13 protein-coding genes and 1 tRNA gene are annotated in these 16,105 nt (G+C 62.0%); 10 read left to right on the top strand and 4 right to left on the bottom strand.

Annotated features, from left to right (window positions below):
• Positions 1-251: 251 nt before the first annotated feature.
• Complete coding sequence (locus ACM561_RS01550) at positions 252-806, bottom strand: c-type cytochrome (protein WP_425907528.1); 555 nt, start codon at positions 804-806, stop codon at positions 252-254.
• A 193-nt stretch (positions 807-999) separates the two neighbouring features.
• On the opposite strand from ACM561_RS01550, the gene ACM561_RS01545 reads away from it, so the two are divergent.
• From ACM561_RS01545 to ACM561_RS01525, 5 genes are all read left to right on the top strand, one after another.
• Positions 1,000-1,764, top strand: a complete 765-nt coding sequence (locus ACM561_RS01545) for a 3-deoxy-manno-octulosonate cytidylyltransferase (protein ID WP_425907526.1) — start codon at positions 1,000-1,002, stop codon at positions 1,762-1,764.
• Between the two features lie 11 nt (positions 1,765-1,775).
• On the top strand, positions 1,776-2,636 hold the full coding sequence (locus tag ACM561_RS01540) for a prephenate dehydratase (RefSeq protein ID WP_079445345.1): 861 nt from the start codon (positions 1,776-1,778) through the stop codon (positions 2,634-2,636).
• Between the two features lie 326 nt (positions 2,637-2,962).
• Positions 2,963-3,877: a methylenetetrahydrofolate reductase [NAD(P)H] gene (metF, locus tag ACM561_RS01535; RefSeq protein ID WP_425907524.1), complete on the top strand. Its 915-nt coding sequence runs from the start codon at positions 2,963-2,965 to the stop codon at positions 3,875-3,877.
• 68 nt (positions 3,878-3,945) lie between these two features.
• Positions 3,946-7,818 (top strand): methionine synthase, encoded by a 3,873-nt coding sequence (gene metH, locus ACM561_RS01530; RefSeq protein WP_425907522.1) that lies wholly within the window; start codon positions 3,946-3,948, stop codon positions 7,816-7,818.
• A gap of 2 nt (positions 7,819-7,820) precedes the next feature.
• Positions 7,821-8,240, top strand: coding sequence for a PAS domain-containing protein (locus ACM561_RS01525; RefSeq protein ID WP_425907521.1), 420 nt, complete (start codon positions 7,821-7,823; stop codon positions 8,238-8,240).
• A gap of 61 nt (positions 8,241-8,301) precedes the next feature.
• Here the strand turns inward: ACM561_RS01525 and glpK are convergent, their stop codons facing one another.
• Positions 8,302-9,804 carry a glycerol kinase GlpK gene (gene glpK, locus ACM561_RS01520; RefSeq protein WP_425907519.1) on the bottom strand — a complete coding sequence of 501 codons (1,503 nt, stop codon included), beginning with the start codon at positions 9,802-9,804 and terminating at the stop codon, positions 8,302-8,304.
• Positions 9,805-10,049: 245 nt separating this feature from the next.
• On the opposite strand from glpK, the gene ACM561_RS01515 reads away from it, so the two are divergent.
• A complete protein-coding gene (locus ACM561_RS01515) occupies positions 10,050-10,436 on the top strand; it encodes a hypothetical protein (RefSeq protein ID WP_425907517.1) in 387 nt (128 codons plus the stop codon).
• Between the two features lie 138 nt (positions 10,437-10,574).
• Here ACM561_RS01515 and ACM561_RS01510 read toward each other — a convergent pair whose 3' ends face one another.
• Positions 10,575-11,762, bottom strand: coding sequence for an acetyl-CoA C-acyltransferase (locus tag ACM561_RS01510; protein WP_425907516.1), 1,188 nt, complete (start codon positions 11,760-11,762; stop codon positions 10,575-10,577).
• A 121-nt stretch (positions 11,763-11,883) separates the two neighbouring features.
• Positions 11,884-13,080 (bottom strand): hypothetical protein, encoded by a 1,197-nt coding sequence (locus ACM561_RS01505; RefSeq protein ID WP_425907514.1) that lies wholly within the window; start codon positions 13,078-13,080, stop codon positions 11,884-11,886.
• 302 nt (positions 13,081-13,382) lie between these two features.
• On the opposite strand from ACM561_RS01505, the gene ACM561_RS01500 reads away from it, so the two are divergent.
• The 4 genes from ACM561_RS01500 to ACM561_RS01485 all read left to right on the top strand — a co-directional run bounded on the left by ACM561_RS01500 (position 13,383) and on the right by ACM561_RS01485 (position 16,083).
• Positions 13,383-14,006 (top strand): Maf-like protein, encoded by a 624-nt coding sequence (locus tag ACM561_RS01500; protein WP_425907513.1) that lies wholly within the window; start codon positions 13,383-13,385, stop codon positions 14,004-14,006.
• Entirely contained in the window at positions 13,996-14,178 is a 183-nt protein-coding gene (gene yacG / locus ACM561_RS01495; protein ID WP_425907511.1) for a DNA gyrase inhibitor YacG, read from the top strand. Before ACM561_RS01500 ends, yacG begins: the two co-directional genes overlap by 11 nt.
• Positions 14,179-14,372: 194 nt before the next feature.
• Positions 14,373-14,448 (top strand) — tRNA-Phe (locus ACM561_RS01490).
• 84 nt (positions 14,449-14,532) lie between these two features.
• On the top strand, positions 14,533-16,083 hold the full coding sequence (locus ACM561_RS01485; protein ID WP_425907509.1) for a DUF6538 domain-containing protein: 1,551 nt from the start codon (positions 14,533-14,535) through the stop codon (positions 16,081-16,083).
• Positions 16,084-16,105 lie beyond the last annotated feature (22 nt).

The following is a 16,105-nucleotide window of genomic DNA, read 5'->3' as shown; positions in this document are numbered from 1 at the left end:
TTTTTTCGATTGAGCATGATCTTGTCCGAAAACCGGTTTCCACTTTTCGGCATCATGCCTGGCGGTGCAACTCGAAGCGCACTGTCTCGGCCGATTATGTCGGTTTTCGGGGATGATGCCACCCACCTCTCGAACTTGTGCGGTGAAACCAGCCGGTTAAGTGTGGGCGACCGGCAAGGTGAGCGGCTTTGAAAACTCCCGCCGCCGGTTGGCGAGGCTACGCAGCGTAACCTCGCGGCATCCGTCAGCGGCTAGGGCTTGTCGGAATTCTTGCGCAGATAGGCAATGAGGTCGGCACGGTCGGTGTCCTTCGGAACGCCGGCGAACGACATCGCCGTGCCGGGGATGTATTCCTTCGGACCGGCCAGGAACTTGTCCAGTTCATCAAGCGTCCAGGTGCCGCCCTTGGCCTTCATGGCAGCCGAGAAATTGAAGTCATGGCCCTTGCCGCGCGGCTCGCCGACGATGCCATAAAGGTTAGGACCAACGCGGTTCGGTCCGCCCTTCTCAAGGGTATGGCAGGCGGCGCATTTCTTGGCCACGATGGCGCCGCTCTCGACCGAAGCGGCTTGCAGCCTCTTCCCCAGCGACACCGCCGACGCGACCTCGGCGTCCTTGCTCGAAGCCGCCGGCTTGTCGTCCTTGTGAACTGCTTCCTTGTGCGCTGCCTCCGGCGCTTCCTTGACCTCAATTTTATAACCAAGCTTCGCAGGCACATGCGGCGCGAAAATCGCCTTGGCAACGAAATTCATGACCAGCAGAACGAGGCAGGTGCCCAGAACCGCGCCAAGAAATTTATTGATCATTGAGGGAGTCCATCTGCGGCAAGGCTCCACGCTCGAAAGTCGGCCGCACGGCCGGCTGAACGACGACGGAGATGCCGCGGACCGGCCTCGCGGAGGCGGCAGAACGAGATAACGGTTTGCCGGCGTTCTGACAACCCGTATAAATGCCGCAGATCTTAAGAAGCTGCGCCAATTTTCCGCTCTCTCCCAACCGATGACCCAGTCCCGCACCCTCGTGCTGATACCCGCCCGCATGGCCGCGACCCGACTTCCAGGCAAACCATTGCTGGATATCGGCGGTCTGCCGATGGTCGTTCATGTCTTGCGGCGGGCTGAGGCCGCCGGCATCGGGCGCGTCGCCGTCGCCACCGACACTTCCGACATCGCGGCCGCGGTGACGGCCCATGGCGGCGAGGCAATCATGACGCGCGCCGATCATCCGTCCGGCTCCGACCGCGTTTTCGAGGCGCTGGGCAGACTGGACCCCGAAGGCAACATCGATACAATCGTCAACCTCCAGGGCGACTTCCCGACCATCCGTCCGGGCACGATTCGCGACGTGCTCAAGCCGCTGGCCGACCCCTCGGTCGATATCGCAACGCTGGCCGCCGAAATTCACTCCGATGAGGAGGCCACCAACCCGAATGTGGTCAAGGCCATCGGATCTCCGGTCGGCTCTCGGCGACTGCGCGCGCTTTATTTTACCCGCGCCACCGCCCCGTATGGCGAGGGTCCGCGCTACCATCATGTCGGGCTTTACGCATATCGCCGCGAGGCCTTGCAGCGCTTTGTCGAGCTGCCGCCCTCGCCTCTTGAGCGACAGGAACGGCTCGAGCAGTTGCGGGCGCTGGAAGGCGGAATGCGGATAGACATCATGATTGTGGACGACGTGCCGCGGGGCGTCGATACCCCGGCCGACCTCGAAACCGCCCGCCGGCTCCTCGCCAATTCAGCCTCTGGCGAACACCCGGCCCGCTGATAGAACAGCTGATGACCAAGATGATGAAAATCGTATTCCAGGGCGAGCCCGGCGCGAATTCCCATATTGCCATCGCGGACGCCTATCCCGATGCCGAACCATTGCCTTGCGCGACCTTCGAGGACGCGCTCGCCGCCATCGCGTCTGGCGAAGCCGACCTCGGCATGATCCCGATCGAGAATTCGGTGGCCGGCCGCGTCGCCGACATTCACCACCTGCTTCCGCAGTCGGGGTTATTCATCGTCGGCGAATACTTCCTGCCGGTCCGGCATCAACTGGTGGCGCCGCGCGGAGCAACGCTCGCGGATATCAAGACCGTCGAAAGTCACGTTCACGCGCTCGGGCAATGCCGCCGCATCATCCGCAAACTTGGCATCCGGCCGATCGTCTCGGGCGATACCGCCGGCGCCGCCCGCCTTGTCGCCGAACGCCGCGATACCAGCTGTGCGGCGATCGCTTCGCGTCTCGCTGCGCAACTCCATCATCTCGATATTCTCGCCGAGGATGTCGAGGACGAGGACCATAACACCACGCGTTTCGTGGTGCTGGCACGAGAGGCCAACTGGGCCAAGCAAGGATCTGGACCGCTGGTCACCAGTTTCGTCTTTCGCGTGCGAAACCTGCCGGCCGCGCTCTATAAAGCGATGGGGGGATTTGCCACCAACAGCGTCAACATGACCAAGCTCGAAAGCTACATGGTCGACGGCAACTTCTTCGCTACACAATTCTATGCGGATGTCGAAGGCCACCCGGACGATCGCGGCCTCGCATTCGCGCTGGAGGAGTTGAGGTTCTTTTCAAAGGAGCTTCGCATCGTGGGCGTCTATCCGGCTCATCCGTTCCGCGCGACTTTCCGCGAACGAGCGGATTGACCGAGTTTCGTGCATTTTCCGCCCCCGAGTTGGGCAATTTTCAGTTTAGGTCGATATATGTGCATGTTCCCAAACAGGGAATATTTAATATCATCAACGAATTCAATATAATACAGCTTTTGTGTCTGCCCATTATTTCACATAACCGACCTATTTGCCTTACATATATGGGCGAGGTGGGCTACTTCCCATCACGGGGACGTCTAATTATGGGCTATCCTAGTGGGAACGCCAATCTGTGATGGCACGGCCATGAGGCCTGGGCGTTTTCCGGAAACTACCGACGATGGGGGCACGTTGAGGAGATGCAGTGGAGTTCACGAGTCATGACAGACACTTCCGCCCCGGCTCGTAGTGACCTTGGCGCGCAAAAACGACCCACGATCTCGTTCGAGTTCTTTCCGCCCAAAACCGAGGAGATGGAGCACAATCTTTGGGGCACCATTACACGCCTCGCGCCCCTTGATCCGAGCTTTGTCTCCGTGACATACGGCGCCGGCGGCTCGACTCGCGAGCGCACCCATTCGACCATCGCGCGCATCCTGTCGGAGACTCAGCTTCGTCCCGCGGCGCATCTCACCTGTGTCGGCGCGCCGCGCGGAGAAGTCGATGAGATTGTCAGCCGCTATCGCGACATCGGCGTCCGCCATATCGTCGCTCTTCGCGGAGACCCCCCGGGCGGCATCGGGACGGCCTACAGCACCCATCCAGAAGGCTATCGCAGTTCGACCGACCTCGTCGCCGGCATCAAGCGGCGGCATGGCGACATCGAAATTTCTGTGTCGGCCTATCCCGAAAAGCACCCCGAGAGTCGCGACATCGATACCGATATCGATGTCCTCAAGGCAAAGGTCGATGCCGGCGCGACCCGCGCCATCACCCAGGTCTTTTTCGACAACGACCTTTACCTTCGCTATCTCGATCGCGTCCGCGCGCGCGGCATTGATATTCCGATTGTGCCGGGCATCATGCCGATGCACAACTTCAAGCAGGCCAGAGCCTTTGTGACCAAGGCGGGCACCACGGTTCCAACCTGGCTCGCCGAAAAATTCGAAGGGCTCGATGAGGATCCGGAAACGCGCAAGCTGATCGCGGCGACGGTCGCGGCCGGTCAGGTCCAGAAGCTCGCCAAGCGCGGCGTCGATACGTTCCACTTCTACACCATGAACCGCGCCGACCTGGTGTTCGCGATTTGCCATCTGCTCGGCATCCGGCCCGATGCTGCCCAGAAGGCAGCGTGATCCCATCTTCCGCCCAAGACGTGGATGTCCGCGATAAGCGCGGGCATAACGATCACAGGATAACAAGCGTGACAAAAAGCTCGAATCCCACTGCCGAAAAACTCCGGAACCTCGCGCGCGAGCGCATTCTGGTGCTCGACGGCGCCATGGGCACCATGATCCAGGCGCGAGGGTTCGACGAAGCCGCGTTTCGTGGCGAGCGATTCAAAAATTTTCACCGCGACGTGCGCGGCAACAACGATCTCCTCATCCTCACCCAACCGCAAGCGATCGAAGACATTCACGCGCAATATCTGCGCGCCGGTGCTGACCTCGTCGCCACCAACACGTTTTCATCGACCTCGATCGCGCAGGCCGACTATGACATGTCGGACCTCGTCTACGAACTCAACCGCGAGGGCGCGAAGCTCGCGCGCGCCGCCGCCGCCCGTGTCAGCGGCGAGGATGGCAAGCCGCGTTTTGTCGTCGGCGCTATCGGCCCAACCAACCGCACCGCGTCGATCTCACCAGACGTCGCCAACCCAGGCTACAGGGCGGTCACCTTCGACGACCTGCGCAAGGCCTATGGCGAACAGATCAACGGCCTGCTCGACGGCGGCGCCGATCTGCTGCTGGTTGAAACCATCTTCGACACGCTGAACGCCAAGGCGGCGCTTTACGCCGTCGCCGAAATCGGCGAGGAGCGCGGCATCGAGATTCCGGTGATGGTCTCCGGCACCATCACCGACAAGTCCGGCCGCTTGCTTTCGGGCCAATTGCCCGAAGCGTTCTGGCACTCGGTACGGCACGCCAATCCGCTCACCATCGGTTTCAATTGCGCGCTCGGCGCGGAAGACCTGCGCGCGCATGTCGCCGAGATCGGACGCGTCGCCGACACACTGGTTTGCGCCTATCCGAACGCGGGCCTGCCCAACGAGTTCGGCGAATACGACGAGAGCCCGGACTACATGGCACGGCTGATCGGCGAGTTCGCGCAGGCCGGCCTCGTCAACATCGTCGGCGGCTGCTGCGGCACCACGCCGGATCATATCGCGGCCATCGCGGCCGCGATCGCCCCGCACAAGCCGCGCGTAGTGCCGGTCATTGCGCCGCGGCTGCGGCTGTCGGGGCTGGAGCCGTTCTCGCTGACGGCGGATATTCCGTTCGTCAATGTCGGCGAGCGCACCAACGTCACCGGCTCGGCCAAATTCCGCAACCTGATCAAGGCCGGCGATTACACCGCTGCCCTCGATGTGGCGCGCAACCAGGTCGAGAACGGCGCCCAGATCATCGACGTCAACATGGACGAAGGCCTCCTGGATTCGGAAGCGGCGATGGTCACCTTCCTCAACCTGATCGCGTCCGAACCCGACATCGCCCGCGTGCCGGTGATGGTCGATTCCTCCAAGTTTTCGGTGATCGAGGCCGGCCTGAAGTGCATCCAGGGCAAGCCGGTGGTGAACTCGATCTCGCTGAAAGAAGGCGAGGAGAAGTTTCTGCACGAGGCGCGGATTGCGCGACGCCACGGCGCGGCCGTGGTGGTGATGGCGTTCGACGAGACCGGGCAGGCCGACACCTGCCAGCGCAAAATGGAAATCTGCAAGCGCGCCTACGACATCCTGACCGAGAAGGTCGGCTTCCCGCCCGAAGACATCATTTTCGATCCGAACATCTTCGCCGTCGCGACGGGTCTGGAGGAGCATAACAACTACGGCGTCGATTTCATCGAGGCAACGCGCTGGATCCGCCAAAACCTACCGCACGCGCATATCTCAGGCGGCGTCTCCAACCTGTCGTTCTCGTTCCGCGGCAATGAGCCGGTGCGCGAGGCCATGCACTCGGTATTCCTGTATCACGCCATCAAGGCCGGCATGGATATGGGCATCGTCAATGCCGGGCAGATGATCATCTATGACGACATCGACCCCGAGCTGCGACAGACCTGCGAAGACGTCATCCTCAACCGCGATCCCGGAGCATCGGAACGGCTGCTGCAACTGGCGGAGAAATTCCGGGGCGCTGGCAAGGAAGTGAAGGAGAAGGATCTTTCCTGGCGCGAATGGCCGGTGGAGAAGCGGCTGAGCCACGCGCTGGTCAACGGTATTACCGAATATATCGAGGAAGACACCGAAGCCGCGCGCTTGACGGTCGAGCGCCCGCTCAACGTAATCGAAGGGCCGCTGATGGCCGGTATGAACGTGGTCGGCGACCTGTTCGGCGACGGCAAGATGTTCCTGCCGCAGGTGGTGAAGTCGGCGCGGGTGATGAAGCAGGCGGTCGCCTATCTGATGCCGTTCATGGAGGAGGAGAAGGCGCGCAATCAGGCTGCCGGCATCGACGGCGCGAGCAGCACCTCCGCCGGCAAGATTTTGCTCGCCACCGTCAAGGGCGACGTCCACGATATCGGGAAGAACATCGTCGGCATCGTGCTCCAGTGTAACAACTACGAGGTGATCGACCTCGGCGTGATGGTGCCGGCCGCCAAAATCATCGAGACAGCGAAGGCCGAGAAGGCCGATATCGTCGGCCTCTCCGGCCTGATCACACCGTCGCTGGACGAGATGGGCTATTTCGCGGCGGAGCTTGAGCGTCAGGGTCTCAACCTGCCGCTCCTGATTGGCGGCGCGACCACCAGCCGCGTCCATACCGCCGTGAAGATCGACCCCAACTATCGCAACGGCCCGGTCATCCATGTCAACGACGCCAGCCGCGCTGTCGGCGTCGTTGCCTCGCTGATGTCGCCGGAGCGGCGGGAGGCCTACGCGGCAGGAGTGCGCGCCGAATACGCCAAGATTTCCGCGGCGCATTTCCGCGCCCAGCAGGATAAGAAACGGCTGCCGCTCGCAGCCGCCCGCGCCAACGCAGTGCCGATTGACTGGAGCAGCTACCGCCCGGTCAAGCCGACCTTCCTCGGAACCAAAGCCTTCACCGACTATCCGCTGGAAGAACTGGTGGAGGTGATCGACTGGACGCCGTTCTTCCAGGTGTGGGAACTGGCCGGGCGCTTTCCAGCGATCCTCGACGACAAGGTGGTCGGCGAGACCGCGCGCGCCCTTTATGACGACGCACGCAAGATGCTGGACCGCATCGTCAAAGAAAAGTGGTTTAAGGCCTCCAGCGTGATCGGCTTTTGGCCCGCCAACCGCGTCGGCGACGATATCGCGGTCTACAGCGACGAGAGCCGCACCACACAGATCGCGACCTATCACACCCTGCGCCAGCAACTCGAAAAACGCGAGGGCCGTCACAACGCCGCGCTGGCGGACTTCATCGCTCCGAAAGAAACCGGCATCGCCGACTATATCGGCGGCTTCGCCGTCACCGCAGGCCTAGGCGAGGATGAAATCGCGGCGCGCTTCAAGAACGCCAATGACGACTACTCGTCCATTCTGGTGAAGGCGCTGGCCGACCGCCTCGCGGAAGCCTTCGCCGAACGGATGCATCAGCGCGTGCGAACGGAATTCTGGGGCTACGCGCCGGATGAAGCGCTGACCAACGATCAGCTCATCCGGGAGGAATATGTCGGGATCCGCCCCGCGCCCGGCTATCCGGCGCAGCCCGACCATACCGAGAAGGCCACGCTGTTCCGCCTGCTGGATGCGACTCGCGCGACCGGCGTCGAGCTGACTGAGAGCTTTGCGATGTGGCCCGGCTCCTCGGTCTCCGGTCTCTATTACAGCCATCCCGAAAGCCAATATTTCGGCGTCGGCAAGATCGAGCGCGATCAGGTCGAGGACTATGCCGCGCGCAAGGGGATGGAGGTCGCCGAGATCGAGCGCTGGCTGGCCTCGATCCTCAACTACATTCCCGGCCAGGATGTTTCCGGCCAGTCCGGAAAGCCCATCGCGACGCCGGTGCCCGCGCCCGCCAACGACGCCTCCGCCGACGTCGCCGGTCATCCGCCGGGCTGCCAATGCGCGGTGCATCTCAAATTGCGCAAGACCGCTGCGCGGGCGGGCTGACCGTGGACACATCCGCGATCGCTGCCGCACTGCTGGATTCATCCGCGGACGCGATCATTGCTACCGATCGCAACGGCACGATCACGTTCTGGAGCCCAGGCGCGGTCAGGATTTTCGGCCATAGCACCAGCGAGGCAATCGGCCAGTCGCTCGACCTCATCATTCCGGAAAACCAGCGCGCCCGGCACTGGGCCGGATACCGCGAGGTGATGCTGACCGGGCAGAGCCGCTACAGCGGTGGTGATGTGCTTGCCGTTCCCGCGCTTCACAGAGACGGCCGGCGCATCTCGCTCGAATTCACCATCGTGCCGCTGACGGACGCCGCCGGCCGCATCACCGGGCTGGTGTCGGTGCTGCGCGATGTCACCGCCCGTTTCGAGGAAATCCGCCAACTGCGCCACAAGGCGGCGGTGAAAGTCTGAACGACCGGCTTCTGCCGCGCGTGCGCGGCCGGCATGCCTGCATTCCCCACATACGAATAGCCTATTGCTCGTCGCTCGCCAGCACGCCACGCACTGCCGCCGCCCAACCCTTGAGCTTTCGCGTCCGCGTCGCGGCGCTCATCGCCGGCCTGAAGCGGTGCTCGAGCCGCCAGTTGTCGGCAAATCTCGACGGCTCCGGATAAACGCCTGCGGAGAGCCCCGCGAGGTAGGCCGCGCCCAGCGCCGTGGTCTCCTGAATCACCGGCCGATCGACCGGTGCCTCGAGCAGGTCCGCAAGGCGCTGCATAGTCCAATCCGAGGCCGTCATGCCGCCGTCGACACGGAGCACGGTGTGCGCGGCATCGGCGCCCGGCCAATCGGCGCGCATTGCGTCCCAAAGATCAAACGTCTGGTAGCAGACGCTTTCCAGCACCGCATGAGCGAGCTCCGCCGGCCCGGTGTTGCGGGTCAGTCCGAACAGCGCACCGCGCACATTCGGATTCCAGTACGGCGCTCCCATGCCGACGAAAGCCGGCACAAGATACACGGATTGGGTGGGGTCGGACTGGTCGGCCAGCGGCCCCGCCTCCGAAGCCTGCTTGATGAGGCCAAGGCCGTCCCGCAGCCACTGCACGGCGGAGCCCGCGACGAAGATCGAGCCTTCCAGCGCGTAGGTGCGTTGGCCGTTCAGCTGATAGGCGATCGTCGTGAGCAGCTTGTTGTTCGATGCGACCGGCGTCGTGCCGGTGTTGAGCAGCGCAAAACAGCCGGTGCCATAGGTCGACTTGATCATTCCGGGAGCAAAACACGCCTGACCCACCACCGCGGCCTGCTGGTCGCCGGCGATGCCCCGGATCGAGATCGGCGCGCCGAACAGCTCGGAGACGCTATCACCGAAATGCACGGACGAATCTTTCACCTCCGGCAGCATCGCGCGCGGTACCTGAAGCATATCCAGGAGTTCGTCGTCCCACTGCCCGGTGTGAATGTTGAACAGCAGCGTGCGCGACGCGTTGGTGGCATCGGTCGCGTGCACCTTACCGCCGGTCAGCCGCCACAAGAGATAACAATCCACGGTACCGAACATCAGCTCTCCGCGCATCGCTCGCGCACGCGCGCCAGGCACCGAGTCGAGGATCCAGGCGACCTTGGTGCCGGAAAAATAGGGATCGATGATCAGGCCGGTTTTCGCCGATATCGCGGGCTCATGGCCCTCGGCCTTCAGCCGCGCGCAAATATCCGCCGTGCGCCGGTCCTGCCACACGATCGCGCGATGCACCGCCTTTCCAGTGGCACGATCCCAGACCACGGTGGTTTCCCGCTGGTTGGTGATGCCGATGGCGGAGATGTCCTTCGGCGTGACGCCCGCTTTCTGCATCGCCTGCCGGCAGGTCGCAACGGTCGAGGTCCAGATGTCTTCCGGCTCGTGCTCGACCCAGCCCGACGCTGGAAAGTGCTGCTGGAATTCCTGCTGCGCGATCGCGGCGATGGAGATGTCAGCGCGAAACACGATGGCGCGCGACGATGTGGTGCCTTGATCGATGGCGAGAATGTGAGTTTCCATGAATTTCTTCTCAAACTTGCGGGCTTGCTCCCCGGCTGCGCTCAGCAAGCGGAGGGTCGAGGCAAGCGGATTGCCTGACCAAGGTCAAGTTTGTGCCTTCGTTTTGATTCACGCTTCCCCCCGACGAAAGGATAAGATACCCGCACGGCTTCCATCCGACCGTCCGTCCCACCGGGCAGAAGTGCCCGACCGAAAGCAAATTACACTCGTTTGTCCATGACTCTTCAGCAACCGAAAGACCCTAGATGATACTGGCAAAGATGATTTTGGCCGGCTCCTTGTTCGCGATCGTCGGTGCAACGGCCTCCGCTCAAGCAACGCCTCCGACCCAGCAGACTCCATCGGCGGAGACCCGGAAGGGTCTGGTGACGGTCGTCAACCGGCTCAACGGCACGATTGCGATCCGGGAGGAGCAGGACGACAAGGGTAAGGAGAAAGAGAAAGATAAAGAGAATAAGGCTAAGGAAAAAGAGAAGGATAAGGCTGACGTCGAGGACGCGGCCACGCAGTTCAAGATCGACCATAAGCTGTCGGAGTCGGTTCACGCCGGCGACAAGGTGAAGTTTTCCGTCAGGGACGGCGGCGATCCCAAAAGTACCGAAAAGACCATCACCAAAATCGAGGTGGATTAGCGGGGAGCTGATTGCCCTTGGAGCATGATCCCGAAAAGTGGAAGCCGGTTTTCGGACAAGATCATGCTCAATCGAAAGAATGCGATGCGGAATCCATGCACTTGTGTGGATTCCGCGTTTCGCGGTTTGCAGGAAAGCTTACGGGAGCACCTCGAATAGGCCTGCCGCGCCCATGCCACCGCCAACGCACATGGTAACCACGGCGTACCTGGCCTTGCGCCGGCGCCCTTCGATCAGAGCATGGCCGGCGAGGCGCGCGCCCGACATGCCATAGGGATGGCCGACCGCGATGGCGCCACCGTCGACGTTGAGTTTCTCCGGATCGATGCCGAGCTTGTCGCGGCAATAGATCACCTGCACCGCGAATGCCTCATTCAACTCCCAGAGATCGATGTCTCCCACCGTGAGGCCGTGACGCTTGAGCAGGCGCGGCACCGCGAACACCGGGCCGATGCCCATTTCATCGGGCTCGCAGCCCGCGGCGACGAAACCGCGGAAGATGCCAAGTGGTTTCAGCCCGCGCCTCGACGCCTCCTTGTCGCTCATGATCACGCTAGCGCTGGCGCCATCCGATAACTGGCTGGCGTTGCCGGCTGTGATCGTGAAGCCTTCGCCGCGGACCGGCTTGAGCCCGGCGAGACCTTCAGCGGTCGTATCAGGACGCGGACCTTCGTCCTGCGACAGCGTCACGTCCTTGAACGTGACCTCCTTGGTCTGCTTGTCGACGATAGCCATTCTTGTGGAGATCGGCGCCAACTCGTCCTTGAATCTGCCGGCCTGCTGCGCGGCCGCCGTGCGGCGCTGGCTTTCCAGCGCGTATTCATCCTGCGCCTCGCGCGAGATACCGTAGCGCTTCGCCACCACTTCCGCGGTGTCGATCATGGGCATGTAGACTTCGCCTTTGATCTCAAGAAGCGCGGGATCTTGCGCGTGGAAGGCATTGGCGTGCTCGTTCTGCACCAGACTGATCGATTCGCCGCCGCCGCCGACCGCGATTCCGACGCCGTCGAACAGGACCGAGCGCGCGGCGAGAGCGATTGCCTGAAGGCCCGAGGCGCATTGGCGGTCGATGGTGGTGCCGGCCACGGCTACGGGGAGCCCGGCGCGAAGCAGCGCCTTGCGGGCGATGTTGCCGCCGGTGGCGCCCTGCTGCATGGCGACACCGATCACCACGTCCTCGATCTCTTTCGAATCAACCCCGGCGCGGGCAACGGCTTCTCCGATGGCATGGCCGAGCAGGGTCGCTCCTTCAGTGACGTTGAGAGCGCCCCTATAGGCCTTGCCGATCGGCGTACGGGCGGTGGAAACAATCACGGCTTCGGTCATCGGCGGTCCCCTGGTAAAATTCGGGTTCATTCTGATCTGACGCGTTGTCTTCAGGCGAACCGGTATTCATCCTCGGGTCAAGCCCGAAGACACGCTTCCCTCAGAAACGCTTCTGACCTGATCAGAACGCCGCAGCCAGATCCCGCGCACCCGGCTTCGCGCTGTTGCTGTCCATCCGGGCGTCGGTGACCGCGAGCAGCTTCGCCACCGTGTCGTGACGGATCGCCACCGGATTGCGTTCGTAGCCCTGACGCTGGAAAAAATTCGCTGTCGGGACGCGTTCGCGCATTGCCGGCGGCATCGTCACCATGTCGAGGCCGGTGCCGTCACCGGTGAGATTCATCATCTCCAGTTCGGCGGCGGTCAGCGGACGAGCGTAGCCCTTGTTGCGTGCGAAAATGATCGAGGTCAGGAGCTTGTGGGTCTGCAACAGCGGACCGACATCGATATCCAGCACCAGCGCATGGATCGCCCAGCCTTTCGGCGTGTCGGCAAGCTTCTCGTGCGCGCTCCAGGTATCGGGCATCGAGTGTGCGTAGGCTACCATCCGCTTGATCGCCGCGATCTTGCGCTCCATCGCGGCGCGCTGCGGTCCTGACAACCGCGCCGCTTTCTCCCCAAGCGCACGCAGGATGTCATCGCCTTGCTCGGCGAGAAGTTCGACGCTGTTGGTGGTGAGCAACTGGTTATAGCCAATCGCGGTGGAGATGGCGCGGGATCCCGGTCGGGACGTGCTGAGACCCGATTGCATGTCGTGATTGCCGTTGCCGCCGGTCTCGAACGAATAGACCCGAACCGCCTGCTCTTTCGTTAGGCCGTAGGCTTGCGCCACCCTCGCATAAGCGCGCTTGAAATCGATTTCGGTTCTGGGCCGTTGCGGCGCGAACTGGAACTGCTCCGCCGCAGCCTTCAGGAAATCGGCGACAACGGGAATGTGTTTGCGCTGCCGCGGCGAACGCTCCTCTTCCGGCTCCGGATTGATGGGACGTGGCGGTCCCTCGTAGAGCGGAGGCCGGGCCAGCACGTAGTCGTCGAGCGTGACAGGCTGGTGGCTGCGCCGCTTGGCACTACGAATACGTCTCTTGTCGGCAATCGCGTTCCAGTAGGCGCCCGCCTCCTGCTCGAAAGCAGCGCGGGCCTCCTGATACGCGTTCAGCTTGCGGCGGTAATCCGCAATTGCGGCCGGGGCCGCGGCCTGCGCCATCGCGTCGGCTGGCGTCGCGGGAGCCGCCACGCCCTCGGAAACGTCGGCGAGCGGCGCAAGCAGCAATGCGCCCACGACGATTTGGTGACAACGACGAATCACTCGGCCCCGCATCGCTCCTGTGTAGCAAGCCCTCGACAGATGTCAGCCGCCAATCACCCCAGCCGCCGCCGGAACGCCCTCAAAAGGGCTTGGAGACGGGCATCGTTGCAGTCACGGTTGTGGAACCGGCCGCGTTCCGATAGCTTCCGCGCACTCGATCCCTGCCCTCAAGAGTCCGAATTCAACTGCGTTGAATCAAGCTCTGCTATATTTTCTTCAACCGAACATGATCTTGTCCGAAAACCGGATTTGGCGCGTTTCTTCACGCGAACCGGATTCCACTTCGCTCGAAAACGCTATAGACACGAAACCACATGTCAGGCTGCCCCAAACTCGTACTCGCCTCCGGTTCGCCGCGACGGCTTAGCCTCCTCAACCAGGCCGGCATCGAACCCGACGCGCTGCGGCCTGTCGACATTGACGAGACGCCGACGAAGGGGGAGCTTCCACGCGCCTGCGCCAATCGCCTTGCTCGCGCCAAGGCTGATGCCGCCTTGAGAGCGTTGCAGCTCGACGATGAACTCCGCGGCTCGTTCATTCTGGCTGCCGATACCGTCGTCGCAGTCGGCCGCCGCATCCTGCCCAAGGCCGACCTGGTCGATGAGGCCTCCCAGTGCCTGCGGCTGCTCTCGGGCCGCAATCATCGCGTCTACACCGCGGTATGCCTCGTGACGCCGAAGGAAAACTTTCGTCAGCGGCTGGTCGAAACGCGTGTTCGCTTCAAACGACTGACCGAGGAAGACATTCGAGCCTACGTCGGTTCAGGCGAATGGCGAGGCAAGGCAGGCGGCTACGCGGTTCAGGGCATCGCCGGTTCGTTCGTGGTCAAGCTGGTGGGCTCCTATACCAATGTGGTCGGGTTGCCACTCAATGAGTCGATTGCGCTACTCGGCGGCGAGGAATTTCCGATTCGTGCCGGCTGGTTGAATGCCGGTTAGGAAACCGGCCCCCGCGCGGCCGGAGAAGCCGTGCCCAATCTGCGGCAAGCCATCAGTCGAGGCTTCGCGTCCGTTTTGCTCGGAACGCTGCCGCGACGTGGATCTGAACCGCTGGCTGTCCGGTTCTTACGTTATTCCGGTCAGCAAGTCCGACGGCCAGGACGAGGAGTAGGTGTCCGGTCTCAGCGAGACGACTTGGTTTTGCCGGCTCCCGTGCGCTTCTGAGATTGAACGCCGGGTCCGGCGGCTTTCTGGGTTGATCTCCGGTCAAAGCCTTGAACGCCTAGCGACGCCAATTCGGCGGACGGGTGGACACGGCCATCGGGCCTGACTATAAACCGGCGCGCCCGGCTGTAGCCGGACGACGCCCAGGTAGCTCAGTTGGTAGAGCATGCGACTGAAAATCGCAGTGTCGGTGGTTCGATCCCGCCCCTGGGCACCATGATTGCTTTAAACTTTTGTTTCGAAAGCAAATAAGCAAAATCAAGGAGTTGACGCTACCCGCCTGGTACAAAAGGTTGGTACAATGCCCCTTGCAATGTCACGTCCGTGGAAGCATCCCAAGAGCGGTGTTTATTGGCTACGTCGCGCCGTGCCGGCCGATTTAAGGCGGCTGGTCGGTAAGCGCGAAGAGAAGCAGACGCTTGGAACGAAAGACCCTGCGGAAGCAAAGCGGCTGCATGCCAAAGCCTTGGCCGAACTTGAGGCCAGATGGGGCAACTTACGCGCCGGATCGAGGCAGCTGACTGAGCGCGAAGCTCACGAATTAGCAGCTCCGATTTATGATTTGTGGCTCGCCAAACACCGAGAAGATCCGAGCGGAAATCCCTGGCGCACCGACGTCTTCGAACGCATGTGGCGTGTCCCCACGGGCCGGGAGGCTCTGGAGAACTGCTTTGAGGCCGACTCACAAGCCGCTCGACAACGCAGGGAAGACGATGAGCGGGCTGTTCTCCAGCAGAGCTTGTGCCTGATGTACGCTGGTGACGTCCTCGAACAACAGGGCATCGTCCTTGATCCGACACACGAAATCAAATTGGAGAAGGCGGTAGCCGTCGCGATTCAGCGCGCGAGCCTATTACTTGCTCGCTTAAAGCGCGGGGAATTCGAAGCGACCGTTCCCGGTGTGTGGGGTTTCGGCATCCGTCCCATTGAGCCGAAGAAGCCCGTCTCATTCAAGATTTTGCTGGACCGGTGGGCGGCAGAGCGCAAGCCTGCGGAGAAGACTCGATATGAATGGACGCGTGTGTTCAATGAGTTTTGTCGGCACGTGCAGCACGATGACGCGAACCTCGTCACCCGCGACGACATCGTCAGCTGGAAAAACAGTCTAGTCGACGCGGGAGGTTCGACCAAAACCATCCGTGATGCAAAGCTGGCTCCCATTCGCGCCATCTTCCAAGTCGCGGTTGACAATCAGCTTCTTCCAATCAATCCGGCGGCGAACCTTCCCATAAAATTGAAGGCGAAGCCGGGGCAAGGACGCCGCGGTTATACCAACGCAGAAGCCCGGATCGTGCTTGCAGCCGCCGGGAAGGCAAGTGATCCGGTTCGCCGTTGGGTTCCGATATTGGGTGCCTATTCGGGAGCCCGAGTTGCTGAGATCTGTCAGCTGCGGGTGCAGGACATTTCGGAGATTGATGGGATCCACTGCATGAGTTTCACTGCCGAGGCAGGTCCCCTCAAGACAGAGAGCTCCGAGCGCACGATACCGATTCACACAGCAGTCATTGATGCTGGTTTCTTGGAGTTCGTGGCCAGCATCAAAAGTGGTCCTCTGTTCATTCAATTGAAACCGGACAAGTTCGGCAGCCGGGGTGGCACAGGTACTAAGGTTCTGGGTCGATGGATTCGGTCATTGGGCCTCAAGGACCCCCGGTTAGCCCCCAATCACTCATGGCGCCATCGGATGCGTACACTTGCACGGGACTATATGCTGCAGCCGGACCTCATTGATGCCATTACGGGCCATCGAAAGAGAACTGTTGCGGACGGGTATGGAGAATTCCCAATGCCCGCCCTAAAACGTGAGCTCGATAAGATACCTGCGTTGTCGCTGTCGTTAGAAGAAGCGTGACATTTTGTTTGAAGCTGGAGAG

This window comes from Nitrobacter sp. TKz-YC02 (assembly GCF_049852135.1).
Classification (GTDB): domain Bacteria; phylum Pseudomonadota; class Alphaproteobacteria; order Rhizobiales; family Xanthobacteraceae; genus Nitrobacter; species Nitrobacter vulgaris.
The sequence above is the reverse complement of the archived record's forward strand: the minus strand, read 5'-3'. Positions and strand labels throughout refer to the sequence as shown.

Excerpts from the sequence above, each read along its gene's own strand:
- ACM561_RS01540 (WP_079445345.1), top strand. The coding sequence starts at position 1,776 with ATGACCAAGATGATGAAAATCGTATTCCAGGGCGAGCCCGGCGCGAAT.
- ACM561_RS01510 (WP_425907516.1), bottom strand. The coding sequence starts at position 11,762 with ATGACCGAAGCCGTGATTGTTTCCACCGCCCGTACGCCGATCGGCAAG.
- ACM561_RS01515 (WP_425907517.1), top strand. The coding sequence starts at position 10,050 with ATGATACTGGCAAAGATGATTTTGGCCGGCTCCTTGTTCGCGATCGTC.
- ACM561_RS01550 (WP_425907528.1), bottom strand. The coding sequence starts at position 806 with ATGATCAATAAATTTCTTGGCGCGGTTCTGGGCACCTGCCTCGTTCTG.
- metF (WP_425907524.1), top strand. The coding sequence starts at position 2,963 with ATGACAGACACTTCCGCCCCGGCTCGTAGTGACCTTGGCGCGCAAAAA.
- ACM561_RS01485 (WP_425907509.1), top strand. The coding sequence starts at position 14,533 with ATGCCCCTTGCAATGTCACGTCCGTGGAAGCATCCCAAGAGCGGTGTT.
- glpK (WP_425907519.1), bottom strand. The coding sequence starts at position 9,804 with ATGGAAACTCACATTCTCGCCATCGATCAAGGCACCACATCGTCGCGC.
- ACM561_RS01500 (WP_425907513.1), top strand. The coding sequence starts at position 13,383 with ATGTCAGGCTGCCCCAAACTCGTACTCGCCTCCGGTTCGCCGCGACGG.
- ACM561_RS01545 (WP_425907526.1), top strand. The coding sequence starts at position 1,000 with ATGACCCAGTCCCGCACCCTCGTGCTGATACCCGCCCGCATGGCCGCG.
- yacG (WP_425907511.1), top strand. The coding sequence starts at position 13,996 with ATGCCGGTTAGGAAACCGGCCCCCGCGCGGCCGGAGAAGCCGTGCCCA.
- ACM561_RS01505 (WP_425907514.1), bottom strand. The coding sequence starts at position 13,080 with ATGCGGGGCCGAGTGATTCGTCGTTGTCACCAAATCGTCGTGGGCGCA.